Here is a 13,884-nt window from a genome sequence, read left to right on the forward strand (position 1 = left end):
TCTTAACAAACTACCTACCTGCCCACTTACCCATTTGAAAAAATTAGTGGGAGTCTTGTTGGCCGGCATTAGTGGTCGTCATGTCGGCCTGCGCGGCTTTGGCGGTAGCTTGTTGCTGCTTGCTCCAGTCGTCGCCGCTATCCTGGGGCATCACGAGCGGCATTTGCAGGCACGCGGTTTGGGTCGGCAGCACCTGCTTCCACTGGCTGATGAGCTTCTTGTACGCCTCGCCCACGGGCCGGATGTTGCGATTTAAGTCGTAGAGACCCAGCGGGTTCAGGTTGCCGTTGCTTTCGCGCAGGGCGGTATCCCAGTCCACCTGGTCGGTGAGTGAGTACCAAGTAAAGCCTACGATGGGCACCCCATCGTTGCGCACGCGCAACACGTTGGCCCACTCTTTCCAAAGCCAATTCACGGCCTCGTCGCCGTTGGGACCCTGCCAGAGGTTGGTTTCGGTGTGCATCACGGGCAGCTGGTAGCGGTTGTGATACTGCGTAGTAATGACGTGGTAGCCAAATATTTCGCCCGAAGCCGTGGTGCTGCCATCGTCGCGCACGCGGTGCTCGTTGGTGCGGTAGTAGTCGTTGCCCATGATGCACTGGTGCCGCAGGTCATTTTTCAGAAAAAAATGATACTCGTCGCGGGTCATCCCGTTGTCCATCAGGTACTCATACATGTCGGAGTCTACGCGCTGGCCATAGTTCAGGTCCAATGACAGGAAGCGCTTGGCGTTCAGCAGTTCGGCGGGCTTGATGGCGGCTGGGTTTTCGGCGTGGAAGTACTCGCTCGACTCGCTCTGGATAAATAGCGCATCGGGCCGCACCGCCAGGATGGCGTACATGGCCAGCACGTTGGCCTTTACAATGTACTTGAGGGCCGTGATGAAGGCTTTGTCGCTGGCCAGCTGCTCGTTCCACCAGCCGTACAGGGCCGAAAACTCGGCGCAGATGTACATCTCGTTCACCGGCGTGTAGAGCTGCACCCACGGAAAGCGCTTGGCAAAATCGCCGGCGTACTGCGCAAAAAGCACCGGGAAATCGGGGTTCTGAAAATTCCCCATCCAGTCGGGCACCCCGAAGTGGCACAAGTCCACAATGGGCATGATATTACGCCGCCGCAGGTCGTTGAACGTCTCATCCGCAAACGACCAGTCGTACTTCCCTACCCCCAGCCAAGTGGTATGAATGGGCGGGCCGTAGCGCAGATACTCAATGCCTAGCTCCTGCACCAAGTCAAAATCCTTCTTCCAAAACTTGTAGTGGCCGCATTTTTCCATCTCGTCCTGGCGCACCTTGCCGTTTTGGATGGTAGGATAGCTGTTTTCGATGCCGGTAGCGAACAGAAATTGAGAAGCCATAAAGAGCAAAAAAGTGGAAAAGGAAAGTAGTTTCCCGGCAGAAGCAGGGCGCGGTTACTGTCGGGGGTTTACTGGCAATTCGCGCAAAAGTTGTCCGCTTACCACTGAAATAAAAAGCTTCTTATTTGTTTGTGAAGCCTTTATGAATGCAGTGGCGCGGCTCGGTGGCCTAGCGTCACCCGACCGTTCCGAGGCTAAAGGGGGGTAGGGGCTGGCCCGGCTGGCTAGTGGCTGAAAAATATTTTCCCCGGGAGCTCTTCAACTGACAAGCGATAGTCTACATTTGCAGTGTACTAGAAAACTAATACACCAAATTGTTTCCCTATGGTCCGCATTCGTAACCTGCACTTCGGGTACTCGCGCCGGGTACTGCAACTCGAAAACCTCAGTCTGGATTTAGAAAAAGGCCACATCTACGGCCTGCTGGGGAAGAATGGCGCGGGCAAGTCCACGCTGCTCAAGAACATAGCAGGGCTGGCCTTTCCGCTCAGCGGCACGTGCGAGGTGGCGGGCTACGCCGCCGCCCGCCGCCGGCCCGCTACGTTACAGGAGCTGTTTTTTCTGCCCGAAGACGTGCAGGCCCCGCCCGTGTCGGCCACGCAGTTGGCGGCGAGCACGGGGGTTTTCTACCCCCACTTCGACGCGGCGGCCTTCCAGAACTACCTGCGCGAGCTGGACGTGCCGGCCCACGCCCATCTCCCAGCGCTCTCCTACGGCCAGCAGAAAAAGGCGCTCATCGCCTTCGCCCTGGCCACTAATACCGGCCTGCTGGTACTCGACGAGCCCACCAACGGCCTCGACATTCCCAGCAAGGCACAGTTTCGCAAGCTGGTGGCCGGCGCGCTGGGCGAGGAGCGGTGCGTCATCATCTCGACCCACCAGGTGCGCGACCTCGACAGCCTGATTGATACCGTGCTGGTGCTGCACCAGCGCCACCTGCTGCTCAACGAAACCATTGATAACCTGGCCGATAAGCTCAGCTTCGGCAGCGCGCCCGCCGGCGCAGCCGGCGCGGACGTGCTCTATAGTGAGCCCTCGGTGCGCGGCCAGCAGGTCATCCGGCCCAATCTTACTGCTGGCGAGCACTACACCAAAGTTGATTTAGAACTGCTCTTTAATGCCCTCACCGGCCCGAGTACGGCCGTGGCTTCCTACCTCACCAACCCGCACCATGAGCCAGCTCTTTAACCCGACCCGCTTTGGGCGCTTAGTGCGCAAGCACGCCAGCGAACACGCCCGAACCTATCTGATGAGTGCCGCCGTGCTGCTGGGCGGGGTAGTGGTGGTGCTGGGCGGCCTGACTTACGCCACGCGCCGGCCATTGGAAAATGAGCTGCAAACGCTGCTCTTTATGGTTGGCCTATGGACAGCTGGGCTGGCGTTTACGGCTACGGTTTTTGCGGAGATGGGTAACGTGCGGCGGGCCGCTTCGGCCCTGTTGCTGCCGGCGTCGCACCTCGAAAAATACCTGGTGGTTTGGCTATGCTCGCTGCCCGTGTTTTTGGTAGTTTACCTGGCCGTATTTCTGGCCGTTGATGCGCTGGTGCTTCAATGGGCCGGCCAGAGCTACCCGCAGTTACCCCATCATTTACCCCGACTACTGGACCTGACCAGCAGCCGGCGGCCGCTGCTGACGGTGGTTGCCAGCTACTCGCTGGTACACGCTCTGGCTTTATGCGGGGCCATTTATTTCCGAAGTCTGCACATCGTCAAAACCAGCTTTGCCGTGCTGGGTGGGGTAGTGCTGGTGCTGGTGCTGAACTTCTGGATGTGGAAGCTACTGGCTACGGAGGTGCATACCGCTGTGCCGTTTGGCGATGGTTTTGTGAGTGGCAAAGATAATCTCTTGATAGTTGACCTGCCGCACCAGCTCCAGCTCCTGGCGACACTGCCGCTCGTGCTGGCGGCGCTGCTGTGGGCGGCAGCCTACGCCCGGCTCACCGAAAAACAACTGTAAGCGCATGGAATTCAACGAAAACGAAGCCATCTACCTGCAAATAGCCGGGTACGTGGGTGAGCATATTTTGCGCCAGCAGTGGCTACCCGACCAGAAAATCCCGTCGGTGCGCGACCTTGCCGCCACGCTGCAAGTCAACCCCAATACCGTGATGCGTACCTACGAATTGCTGCAAAGCCAGGAAACCATCTACAACAAGCGCGGCCTGGGCTTTTTCGTGGCCCCCGAGGCCGCGGCGCGGGTGCGCGCCTACCGGCGCGAGCGGTTTTTGCAGCAGGAGCTACCCGCTTTTTTCGCCACCATCTCGCTGCTGGGCATCGACTTAGCCGAAATCAAGCAGCGCTACGACCAGTTTCAGGCCCCTACCCCCTCCCTTGCTGCGCATGAAAACTAGCGTCAAATTCTTGCTGGCCGCCGCCCTGGTGCTGCTGGCTTCCCTCACGGCCTACAACATGGCCCTGCGCGCCGAGTACCTCTCGGGCGCGTACCTAGACCCGCTGCGCGGCTACGCGAAACTTGATTTTAAGAACTTTGAGGAGGTAGCTATTCCGGCTGCCAGCGTGCTGAACGTTAAAGTGATGGCCGGGCCGTTTGGGGTGCGCGTGAACCCTGATGCCCGCGAGTTTGTGCGGGTGCGCCAGCAGGGCGGACGACTAATAGTCGAGGCCGCCCTGCCCACCGAGAATCAAGGCCTGGGCGGGGGCGATGCCGTAGTAATAAGCTGCCCGCAGCTAACTGCGCTCACTACCGGCGGCGAGCACCAGCTAAATGGCCAGCCGCACCGCGACAAGCTACCGCGTTGGGGTCCCAATACCCTGGTGCTGGTGCAGGGCTTCACGCAGGATAGCCTGCTGGTGCGCCAGGACCTGGCCGGGCGCGTGGAGCTGACCGGCAACCGCCTGGGCCTGCTGCGCGCTGTGGTCGGCCCTACCCCTGGCAGCCACGCCGGCCTCACGCTGACCGAAAATAACCACATTGCCGCCGCCAACCTGACCATCGGCCACCAAAGCGAGTTGACTATTGATAACGTGGATATTCCCAAGCTGCGCTACCAGTATGGCGACAGTGCGAAGGTGACGCTCACGGGCCGGGCGCTGCGCGGCGGCCTGCGCTGATTGGACCAAATGCGGGGGGTAGGGTGCCGGCTGGCCCGGTAGCTGGTGCCCTACCCCGCTGTTGCGCCGGCCGCCAGAGCTAGGCGCCCCGCCGGAAAGCGCTCTAAATCAGTATTTTGTAAATCTCTAAAAACAAAGTAATCGGTAGTCAAAAAGCTGGTTAAGGCCCGGCTGGTTACAGGCGGGCGATAGCCTGCTCGATACCCGCTGCCACGCAGCTTAGTGGCAGCCTTTCCTGCTCCAGCCGGGCATTGGTGCGTAGCAGGGTGTGGTAGAGCTGCTGCTCGGTCGGTGTGAGTTGGGGTAGCTCGGCGGGCTGAAAATCGCCGCCTTGCCCGCCGTGGTGGTGCGCGGCAAAGGTGGCCGTATCCATCAGCAGCGACTGGGCCGCCGGGTAGTACGCCCGCAGCCGGGCCAGTATCTGGAAACCATGTACGTCAATATCGCCCCAGTAAAGTACCTGTTTGGTAGTCAGCCAGTCGGCCCCGGCCAGCAGGCTCACCGCGAAGCCGCCGCCCCAGATGGCGACCGCATCCGACACGGGCGGGAAAGAGAGAAACGTCGTCAGGTTTTCGATAATAAATACCCGCTGGCTGGCCAGATTTAGCTGCCGAAACTCGCTGGCCCACAGGCTGCACTGCGACACGGCCGGGTGCAGCCGCTGCGCCGCATCCAGGAAGCGCAGCTTGATGCCGGGCTCTTCCAGTAGCAAATGAAAGCGCCGAAAAAAATCGGTTTCTTCCGCCCGCACGTGCTCTGGAACCAGCCAGTCTAGCAGCTGGCGCAAGGCCGATTGGTGCCGCTCAATGAACTTGGTAGGCAGCGCCAGCGGCAAGTTGCGCACGTATTGATTGGGCTGCGGGTGTTGCTGAAAATACTGGCACACCAGCAGCAAATCGGGCCATTCGGCGGCGTAGTCGAGCAGCAGGGGGGGTAGGGGGGGTAGCAGGAGCAGCGCGGGCACGGTAGCCGCCGTTAGGGCCGCGTTGCTTTCAAAAGCCGCGAACTCGGCCGCCTTATTTAGAAAGGATAGGTAGTCAGTTAGGGTTTCAAACTCAACGCGCTTGATTTCACTCTGGCCGGTTTTGCGGTTTAACTTGGTAGTGAGCCAGTATCCGTGGCCCGTGCGGTTTTTCGCGTGGGCTAGCAGCTCCCTTTGCTGGGCGTGAATGTGCTCGTGGCCCTGGCCGCGGTCCAGGGTTTTATCGGTCGGGATGAGTAGCGGGAACAGGACTTCGCCGGCCAGGTGCGCCCGCAGCACGCGGGGGTAGCGGCGCAGGGCCTTGGCGCGTAGCTCGGGCAGGCTAATCATGGGCGGCGGCTTCTTCGGCTTCCGATTCGGCCAGCAAGGCTTCTTTGCGCTCCCCGTAGCGCCCGATGGGCACGTCCACGACCACCGACTTGCGGGTGTCGGGCTTGCCCTTGGTTACCCAGTGAATGACTTCGACATCTTTTTCCAGCAGGGGTAGGGAGGTAAGCGGCGTCACCACCATTAGCTGCAAGCCCAGGCTGCGGCAGAGGTTGAGCAAATACTTCGACTTATCCTCATCAAGCTTGCTAAACGCCTCATCAATAACGATAAACCGAAACGAGCGGGCCACCTGCGCCGCGCGCCGCCCAATGCCGAACTGGTGCGCGATGGCCGCCCCCAGCACCGTGTAGGCCAGCTGCGCACCCTCGCCGCCCGAGAGGCTGCCCGAGCTTTCGTACACGCTTTTCAGGGTTTTATCGGCCCGGTAATACTCGCGGGCCTTGAAAGTAGACCAGTTGCGCACGTCGGTTACCTGCTGCCGCCACTTCTCGTTTTCCCTGGCTTGCAGCTCAGTAATGAAGGGCTGAATGTGCGCCACGAAATGCACTAGCTGCGCCTCCTTGGGGTCGGCGGTAAAATCCAGCAGCGTCAGGTCCGGCACCCAGCTTTTGAGCTGCTCTTCGCGGAAGGTGCGGATGCTGGGCGTGCGCGAGTCGGTGCGGACCAGCTCGATATAGGTATTCGGGTTCAGGTTGAAGTCAATGTCGCGCAGCGACTGATTTATCTCGTCTATCGTGTCGCAAATGGCCTCGTGTTGCGTTTCCAGCGACTGGCAGTAGTCGGTCAGCGCCTTGGTCACGCCCCGGTTGAACTCGTCGCGGAAGCGGGTTTCCAGCTCCGCCAGCTGCTCGTTGCGGATTTGCGCGTAGCGGTCCAGGTATTCGGCCAGCTGGTCCATTTCATTGCGTAGCTCGCGGGTGTCGCTGTGCCAGTCCGTGAACTTGCTCAGCACCTCCTCGCCCGGCAGTAAAAAGCCCCGCATGGCCTCCCGAATGGCTTTTTCCTGCGTTTCCTTGTCCCGATGCAAGTCGGCTAACTGTTGCGCTATCGTGCGTTCCAGCTGCTGCTTTTGCCCGAAAAACTGCTCATACGTCAGCGCCTCCCGCACGGGCTCCGTCAGGGCGGCCAGGCTGGCGGCGGGCGTGGCTAGGTCAGCCGCGTCGAAGGTTGCGACCAGGTCCTGCTGCTGCCGTTGCTCCGCCGTCAGGGCCTGGAGGCTCTTCTCCGTGTCCTTGAACTCGTCGCGGGTGCGCTCCCGGTCTTTACCCAGTTTATCAATAGCTTGCCGGAGCGCGGCCAGCTGTTCTTTCAGCGTTTTAAGCGATGCATTTTTGTTTTCCAACTCCTCTTTTTGCCGCGTCAGCTGCGTAATGTGGTGCGCGTCGGCCTGCCAGTCCAGCTTCGGAAACTGGTTGAAAAGCAGGAAAGCATCCTGGTCCTTTTCGCGTTTCGCCGCGCGTTCCAGTTCTTGGTCTATTCGCCGCAAATTGCTTTCCGCCTGGCTGATAGCCGCGCTCAACTCGCGGCCCCGGCGCTGGTATTCGCGCAATAATTCGCGGTTGTCCCAGCCCAGAATGTGGTGGTGGGCGGCCGAGTCGTCGCGCTCGTGCCGGTTTTTATGGCGAATAAGGCCCGACGGCAGCACCGCCTTGTCGGCCCGCTCGAACGTGGCGAAATCCTCGGTGCAGACGTAGCCGAACCGCGCCGCTACGGCGTTTTCTGCCCAGACCGCAAACGGGCTTTTGGGGTTGAAATCGAGCTTAGCCACCACCGTCCGCGCATCCGGGAAAATCGGCCGGGGCGTTTTGTCCTCCACCCGGTGAAACACGACTTTGCCGCGCAGGTCGCGCTCGTGATGCACGTGCGCCCGCACCGCCGCGTACAGATGCTCCGGCACCAGCAGGTCGCGCCCGAAGCTGTGCAGCAGCTTTTCGAGCGCCTCGTTCCACACGGATTTTTCCTCGGGCTTCACCTGCATGATTTCGGCCACGAACGGAATATCGACCGGACTAGCCCCTACCGCGTCCAGGATTTCCTGCCGGATATCGGCTACCCGGCCCGTTACCTTGCCCGTGCTTTTTTGCAGCTGCGCCACGTCGGCTTCCAGCCACTCAAAAGCAGTTTTTTGCGCGTCGTGGGCCGTGCGAGCGGCGTATTTCTGCTCCCCGAGCTGCTGCTGAAGCGCCTGCGTGGCCTGGCGGGCCGCCCCGGCCTGGGCAATGTTGGCCTCGAATAGGCCTGCGTCGGGGTCGGCCACCAGCTCCAATTGCCGGGCCAGGCGATTGTAGCTGTTCAGGGCCTGCTCTTTGGTGCTTTTGCTCTTTTCCAGCTCGCGAACCTGGCGCTCCAGCTCCTTTATTTCGCGGCCAATCTGGTCGTTGTCAATCTGCCCGGCCAGCCGAACGCGCTGCTCATCGGCGGTTTCCAGGTCGGCTTCCTGCTGGGCCAGCAGCCCGCCGAGGCGGTCCAGCTCCCGGTCGAGGCGGGCGGTTTCGGCCGTCCAGAGGCGAATTTGCTGCTGCGCAAACCACGGTTCCAGCCGCCGTTCGTCTTCCTGCGTCTGGCGCAGCCGCTGTTGCAAGTCCTCGTATTCGTGGTTGCGCTCATGTACGGGCCGCAGCAGGGCGAGCTGGGTTTTGGCTTTTTCCAGCGCCCGGTGGGCCAGCAGCAGGGTCTGGTAGTTGCCCATCAGCTTGCTGAATTCGACTTCGGCGGTGCTTTCCTCCAGCATATTGGTCCGAATAAAATCGTCCAGGTTGCCGATTACCTTCATGCCTACTGTCTGGTTGAAAAGCGTCAGGGCCTTTTCCTTCATGCCAAACAGCCGCCGAAACGCTGCCGCGTAGGGTGCAAACGTGGGAAAGTCCTCCACTGCGCCCGGCGCAAACTGCTTCTTCAACCCATTCACCCACGGCGTGCTGGTGCCAAAGGCAATGTGGTCGGCAATGTTCAGTTCGGCTTTGGCCACCAAAAACTTGCGTTGCATCCCGCCCGTGCCGAACCACCGCACCTGCACCAGCGTGATGGGCAAGCTGTGCGGATTGGTGAACACGCCGAGCAGGATGGAGTAGGTCTGCCGCTGGTGGGGCCGCAGCTTTTCGGGCTTGGTGTTCTGCTTTTCCTCGTCCTGGGTGCGGCCGTAGTGGCCCTCCACGTACGATTCTTCGCTGCGCCCGCTCCGGCTTTCGGCCCCCGACGACTGGTTGAAAAACCGCTTCGTGTGGTTTACCAGCAGCGCCAGCAGGCCATCCACGAGGGTGGTTTTGCCCGAGCCGTTGCTGCCCGTTAGCAACGTGTTTTGCCCATCGGGCACCAGCCGCCAGATATCCTGGCCGCCGTCGCCCTCGTGAAACGTGCCCCAGTTGAACACCTCCAGCAGCTTGAGCCGGTAGCCCGCCGGCCCGGCCACCGCCTCAAACAGACTCGGCATGGTTTCGCAGTTTTTCTAAAAATTCACTCAGTTTTTCGAGGCTGATTTTAGCCTTCAGCAGCGGCTTCACCTCGTAGCGCGTCTGGTCGGGGTGAAGGTCGCCCTTGTGCGTCATTTTGAGGAAGCCGTGCTCCGTCAGCCGCTCAATAATAGCATCCAGCTTATTCAAAAAGGCTTTTTGGTTGGGCTGCTGCCGGAAAAATAGCTCCACCCGCTCGCGCAGCTGCTCGCGGGTGGCAAACAGGTGTGGGCTGGCGGCGTGGGCGCTGCTTTCGTGCTCCTCCAGCCATTCGCGCAGCACCACGCCCAGCAACGCCTGCTCGTAGCTGAGCGGCACCCGGCGCAGCAGGCGCAGGGGTGGGGTAGGGTCATCGTCGGCCGGTTCGGGCTGGGTAAGGCGGGCGTAGCCATCGGCCCGGTTCAGGTCGAGCACCATTCCCAGCTGCGCAAAATGCGCCCGCACGGCCGCCTCGTGCGTTTCCAGCTGCTGCCAGTGCGCGCGGTCGTCGGTATCGTAAAGGGCGTGGCTTTGCAGCAGCTTGATGATGACGGAGGCGTAGGGGGCGGGCATGGAGGTAGGGGGAATTGATGAGGTGATAATGGATTTGTAATCAGAGATTTATACAAAGAGAACGGTCATGCTCATCTGGCGTCCGCTTGTCGAAGCATCTCTACCGCGTCGCTGTAATGGCATTGATTACTTGCGCGGTAGAGATGCTTCGACAAGCGGACGCCAGATGAGCATGACCGTTCTGATAGTTTCGTTTAACTCCATTTAGCCACCTAGCGGCAAAAAATAACCTCGGGAAATTCGCACCAGCGCCCGTCGCCGAGGTCAAAAATATCCTTTTGCTGCCGGTTGATGAGGTGTTTGGGCGAATTGGCCGCGATGCTGCCGTAGGCCATCAGCTCGGGCACGCCGTGCCGCAGGGCGTGGGCGGCCACCACCTGCCGCAGCGTTATCTGGCTCTGGTCGCGCAATAGGGCGCTGATGTTGGCGGCGAGGCGGGCCTTGTCCACCACGCGCGGGCTTACCAGGGCTGCCAGCTCGGGCTCTTCGGGCCGGGCCACGGCCAGCACGCGGGGCACAATGGCACTTTCGCGCTCCTTGAGGGCCACCGTGCTTTCGGTGGTGAGGTAATCGGCGCGGCCCTCCAGCTCCAGAAAAGCCGGGTCGGTGGGTGGATTATCCATCACGGCGAAGGCCAGCGCCCGAATGTCGTGGATGAGCGCCAGCGACTTGCGCCGGTCGCGCAGGTTTTTTTCCGAAAGTATCTTTTCCAGCTTGCGGGCCAGGGCATAAAACGAGTCGTTCACCTTGCGCCCCTCGCCGAGCAGGTACGGGCGGATTTTGCGCAGAAACTCGTCGCCGGTTTCCAGGCCCCGGTCGGTCAGTAGCTCAAACACCTGGCGCACCAGTGCATCCAGCTCGGCGCGCTGCCGGGGGTCGTTCAGGTGCCGGTAAAACGCCTCGAAGCTGCGGCCCTGGGCCGTGAGGCGCAGCTCGTCGAGGGCATCGAGGGCCAGACCTAGCAGGCCGCCCTTGGTGTGGCCAGCCGCCGCCTGCTGCTGGTAGATGCGCTGAGTAATGTCCCGAAAATTGCCCTCTACCTCCCGAAAATCGCGTAGCAGGCCCCGCGCCACGCCGCTCACCGTCTGGTAGCGCTCCGCGACTTCGTAATCCTCGTAGGTGCGCACGGTTTTGGTCAGCTTCAGCTCCCGAATCTGCGCGTCGAGGGCGCTGCGTTGCTTTTCCAGCTCGGCCAGCCGGGCCTGCCAGTCGTCGGCCGAGTTTTGCACCAGCTCGCGCAGCTTCTGCAAAATATCCAGAAACCGCGACTCGGTGCCCACGAACGTGGGCTTGTGCAGCAGCGACTGCACCCAATCGAGCACGCTTTCCAGCTCGGGCGTAAGGGTATGCTGGTCAGCGCCTTGCTCATCAGTGTAAAGCGTGAGGTAGCCCTTGCGCACCCAGTCGCGCAGCAGCCGGGCCGCCCGCTCGGCCCACGACAGGCCCAGCGTCGGCAGGTCGCCTGCGTCGTCGTCCCCGCGCACGTCCCAGGTTTCCAGAAAGTCGGCCAGCTGCCCGGCCAGCCAGTCGTTGGCCCGCACCGGCGCGTAGCTGCCCGCCTTAAAATTCTCCTGCAAAAAGCACAGCACCAGCGCCGCCTCGTGGCTGCGCAGTACCCGCACCGCCGCCGGGGCGCGGTCGGCGCTGAAGAGGCCGCGGTAGAGGGGGTAGGACATGGGGGTAAAAAGAGGAGTAATAATAGACCAAAATTATAAGAAGTGCTGAATCTCTACCCTGAAGACAGCTATTTGCCCGTGCGACGCAAATCTTGTTGAACGCTGGTAAGAAGCTGCTTGGCGCTGGTGGTTCTAGTGCGTTTCGGTAACAAATAAACAGCCGTCAGTTTGCTGACCGCTTCTATATTAGCTTGATTCACGCGGCACCAATGTTGAACTGCCGCATTAGCCGCGTGCTCGACGCGGGCGGCGGCCGCTGGCGCTTTAGGCTCCGCCTCGCCGCAGGCAAGCCAGTCAAGAATTTCTACATCCGACTTATCATCAGGTAATTGGTTCTTAATATCGTAGCAAATCAACTGCTTTTGCTCACGGTACCGAATAAGCACCACGATGCGCGGGCGGGTCTCACTATAGACGCGGGCGCTGAGTAAGTGGTCGGTTAGCCCGATGGCTCGGCTACGATGCCGCTCCAGCGTAGCATTGTGCGTGAGAAATGACTTGGCTCCCAACCCGCCAATTTCGGATAGAAAATCATCCTGCCATACGAAGTCGGTGGCAGCCACATCGCCCGCGAGCGGAATATCGAGCTGCGCGGCCGTAGTGTAAACCGTTGAGCCCATGATACCTTTGGATTTCTCGTGCCGCTGGGTAATGCGTTCAAACAACTGGCGGATGGTGTGTGCCGCGCGGCTTGAGTTGGCATCGGCCGCTATGATAGTAGGGACCAGAGTGTACACGTATACCTCGCGGCTGGGGTCAGTCGTCAGGCGCAACACCCGCCCTACGCGCTGAAAAAGCACGTCGGCCCCACCCGGCGGGTCATAGTTGACGATGGTAGCGCAGTCTTGGAGGTTGATGCCAAGGCCATCAGCGTCAGTGCATACCAGCACGTCGTACTTGCCCGGTCCTGGCTGGTCGTGCGAATTGGGCGAAAAGTCTACCAGCACTTCCCGGCGCTGGGCGCTGGATTTCAGCTTGGGAGTATTTTTGCTTTTTTCCACGGTGCAGCCAACGCGCACCACGTCTGCAAACAACTGCTGCAAAGCATCTTGCAAATACAAAGCGGTAGAAAGTCGGTTGACAAACACCACTACCTTGCCCCCTCCTTGCTGGCAGTGATACCGCACTATATGCGCAAGCTCTTGGTATTTAGCATCTTCTGCAATAGAGAGGTGCTGAATGGCTGCTAGGATAGGGACTAGCTGCCGGCGACGCTCATCGGCGCTCAGAATCAACGCCTGCTTGAATACCTTGGTGCGCGGTTTGCCCCGGCCGTTCGCCGTTGAGTCGCCCCGGCTGCCATCGGCTCCGCGCGACGATAGATTTTGCCGCAACGAGATAAGCGCGGCGGCCGGCGAGCTAAGCCAACTGCCAATGGTGGTATTATAAACCGAGTCGGTTAGGCCCTGCTTGGTTTGCAGGGCCTCATCGTCAAAAAAGGATTGCCGGACCTTGTATTGCTGGTCGAAGCAGCGCGTATCCACCGCGCGTTCCCAATCCGGCTGCATAGGTAGCTGGTATGGTACCGTGCGCAGTTTGAGTACGGCCGGCAAATAGCGCCGCTCGTGCTCGAACTGGATATATGTGCGGTCCTGCTCGTCCACATCGCCGCGTTCCCTGGCCATTTTCAGAACGTGGGGCAGGCCGAGTACCGTAACCAGGGGCAGGCTACCAAACTTGGCGGCGCTGGTGATTTTCCAAGGCTGGATGCCATCGGGCGAGGTATCGTTAGGGGGTAATAGCCGCAACAAGCTATTGAGATTTTGGAGGCTGGTGCCATAAATAGTTGCGGTAAGCAAAACTACCCGAGCCCCCGCCGCCAGCAGCGGCCGAAGGCGCTCGTACACCCGGCTGGTACGCTTATCCGACTCATCAACCAGCAATTGGTTGCGATAAAAATGGGCCTCATCAATTAGGAGTAGCGTATGGCGGTCGGCTTGCCGCAGCTCTTTATCCAGATTATAAATATGGTGATTAACCTGCTCCGATTTTTCCAGGAAAATTACCTGCGGCGTAAAAAATTTGTACAGCACATCGCGGCCATCCAGCTGCTGTGCCCATTCTGGTTGTACCCCGCGGGGCGCAATCAGAATAGTACGGCTAATGATTTTATCGGCTTGTAGGTGGGCGGCTATCTCAGCGCCGATAATTGTTTTGCCGAGCCCGGTAGCCGCTACAATAAGAGCCCCGCCAAACGCCCGCTCCTGCCGCAGGGCGCGGGCGATAACGCCCCGTTGGTAAAATACTGGTGCGTAGGCCCCTGCCCTTTTGGGTAATTCGGGTAGGTGGTCGAGCGAGGCCAGTATTTTTAAATATGCGTCAAAAGGCTCGGCCAGCAAGCACCACTTTTCCAGGCGCTCTAGTAGTTCCTGCAACAGGTCGCGGGCTTCGGCGGCGATGTCATCATACCACTTGACCAGGGCGTGAACCTGTATTTTGTCGTGGCTGGCACTGGCTTGCTCCGCC

Annotated in this window: 10 protein-coding genes; 4 read left to right on the forward strand and 6 right to left on the reverse strand. The window is 60.2% G+C overall.

The genetic code is table 11. From position 1 onward, the window contains the following. Positions 1–43: 43 nt before the first annotated feature. Positions 44–1,357 carry a family 1 glycosylhydrolase gene (locus LC531_RS06650; RefSeq protein ID WP_223649532.1) on the reverse strand — a complete coding sequence of 438 codons (1,314 nt, stop codon included), beginning with the start codon at positions 1,355–1,357 and terminating at the stop codon, positions 44–46. Between the two features lie 324 nt (positions 1,358–1,681). Between LC531_RS06650 and LC531_RS06655 the strand changes: the two genes are divergently transcribed. The 4 genes from LC531_RS06655 to LC531_RS06670 are packed head-to-tail and all read left to right on the forward strand — an operon-like array spanning position 1,682 to position 4,429. Further along, positions 1,682–2,545, forward strand: a complete 864-nt coding sequence (locus tag LC531_RS06655) for an ABC transporter ATP-binding protein (protein WP_223649533.1) — start codon at positions 1,682–1,684, stop codon at positions 2,543–2,545. Continuing rightward, a complete protein-coding gene (locus LC531_RS06660) occupies positions 2,529–3,314 on the forward strand; it encodes a hypothetical protein (protein WP_223649534.1) in 786 nt (261 codons plus the stop codon). Before LC531_RS06655 ends, LC531_RS06660 begins: the two co-directional genes overlap by 17 nt. 4 nt (positions 3,315–3,318) lie before the next feature. Continuing rightward, a complete protein-coding gene (locus LC531_RS06665) occupies positions 3,319–3,708 on the forward strand; it encodes a GntR family transcriptional regulator (protein WP_223649535.1) in 390 nt (129 codons plus the stop codon). Further along, complete coding sequence (locus LC531_RS06670) at positions 3,698–4,429, forward strand: hypothetical protein (RefSeq protein WP_223649536.1); 732 nt, start codon at positions 3,698–3,700, stop codon at positions 4,427–4,429. Before LC531_RS06665 ends, LC531_RS06670 begins: the two co-directional genes overlap by 11 nt. A gap of 175 nt (positions 4,430–4,604) precedes the next feature. On the opposite strand, the gene LC531_RS06675 is transcribed toward LC531_RS06670, so the two are convergent. The 5 genes from LC531_RS06675 to LC531_RS06695 all read right to left on the reverse strand — a co-directional run bounded on the left by LC531_RS06675 (position 4,605) and on the right by LC531_RS06695 (position 13,793). Beyond that, positions 4,605–5,741, reverse strand: a complete 1,137-nt coding sequence (locus LC531_RS06675) for a Wadjet anti-phage system protein JetD domain-containing protein (protein ID WP_223649537.1) — start codon at positions 5,739–5,741, stop codon at positions 4,605–4,607. Then, positions 5,734–9,171 (reverse strand): ATP-binding protein, encoded by a 3,438-nt coding sequence (locus tag LC531_RS06680; RefSeq protein WP_223649538.1) that lies wholly within the window; start codon positions 9,169–9,171, stop codon positions 5,734–5,736. Before LC531_RS06680 ends, LC531_RS06675 begins: the two co-directional genes overlap by 8 nt. Continuing rightward, positions 9,155–9,742: a DUF4194 domain-containing protein gene (locus LC531_RS06685; protein ID WP_223649539.1), complete on the reverse strand. Its 588-nt coding sequence runs from the start codon at positions 9,740–9,742 to the stop codon at positions 9,155–9,157. The genes LC531_RS06680 and LC531_RS06685 overlap by 17 nt, the downstream gene beginning before the upstream one ends. A gap of 212 nt (positions 9,743–9,954) precedes the next feature. Continuing rightward, the gene (locus tag LC531_RS06690; protein WP_223649540.1) at positions 9,955–11,418 is read right to left on the reverse strand and encodes a DUF3375 family protein; all 1,464 of its coding nucleotides are present in this window, start codon (positions 11,416–11,418) and stop codon (positions 9,955–9,957) included. Positions 11,419–11,486: 68 nt separating this feature from the next. Beyond that, positions 11,487–13,793: a helicase-related protein gene (locus LC531_RS06695; protein ID WP_223649541.1), complete on the reverse strand. Its 2,307-nt coding sequence runs from the start codon at positions 13,791–13,793 to the stop codon at positions 11,487–11,489. Between the last annotated feature and the right edge of the window lie 91 nt (positions 13,794–13,884).

It is taken from the genome of Hymenobacter psoromatis (assembly GCF_020012125.1).
GTDB lineage: Bacteria > Bacteroidota > Bacteroidia > Cytophagales > Hymenobacteraceae > Hymenobacter > Hymenobacter psoromatis.

Bases quoted from the DNA above. Each gene is read 5' to 3' on its own strand.
- LC531_RS06650 (WP_223649532.1), bottom strand. From the start codon at position 1,357: ATGGCTTCTCAATTTCTGTTCGCTACCGGCATCGAAAACAGCTATCCT.
- LC531_RS06655 (WP_223649533.1), top strand. From the start codon at position 1,682: ATGGTCCGCATTCGTAACCTGCACTTCGGGTACTCGCGCCGGGTACTG.
- LC531_RS06660 (WP_223649534.1), top strand. From the start codon at position 2,529: ATGAGCCAGCTCTTTAACCCGACCCGCTTTGGGCGCTTAGTGCGCAAG.
- LC531_RS06665 (WP_223649535.1), top strand. From the start codon at position 3,319: ATGGAATTCAACGAAAACGAAGCCATCTACCTGCAAATAGCCGGGTAC.
- LC531_RS06670 (WP_223649536.1), top strand. From the start codon at position 3,698: ATGAAAACTAGCGTCAAATTCTTGCTGGCCGCCGCCCTGGTGCTGCTG.
- LC531_RS06675 (WP_223649537.1), bottom strand. From the start codon at position 5,741: ATGATTAGCCTGCCCGAGCTACGCGCCAAGGCCCTGCGCCGCTACCCC.
- LC531_RS06680 (WP_223649538.1), bottom strand. From the start codon at position 9,171: ATGCCGAGTCTGTTTGAGGCGGTGGCCGGGCCGGCGGGCTACCGGCTC.
- LC531_RS06685 (WP_223649539.1), bottom strand. From the start codon at position 9,742: ATGCCCGCCCCCTACGCCTCCGTCATCATCAAGCTGCTGCAAAGCCAC.
- LC531_RS06690 (WP_223649540.1), bottom strand. From the start codon at position 11,418: ATGTCCTACCCCCTCTACCGCGGCCTCTTCAGCGCCGACCGCGCCCCG.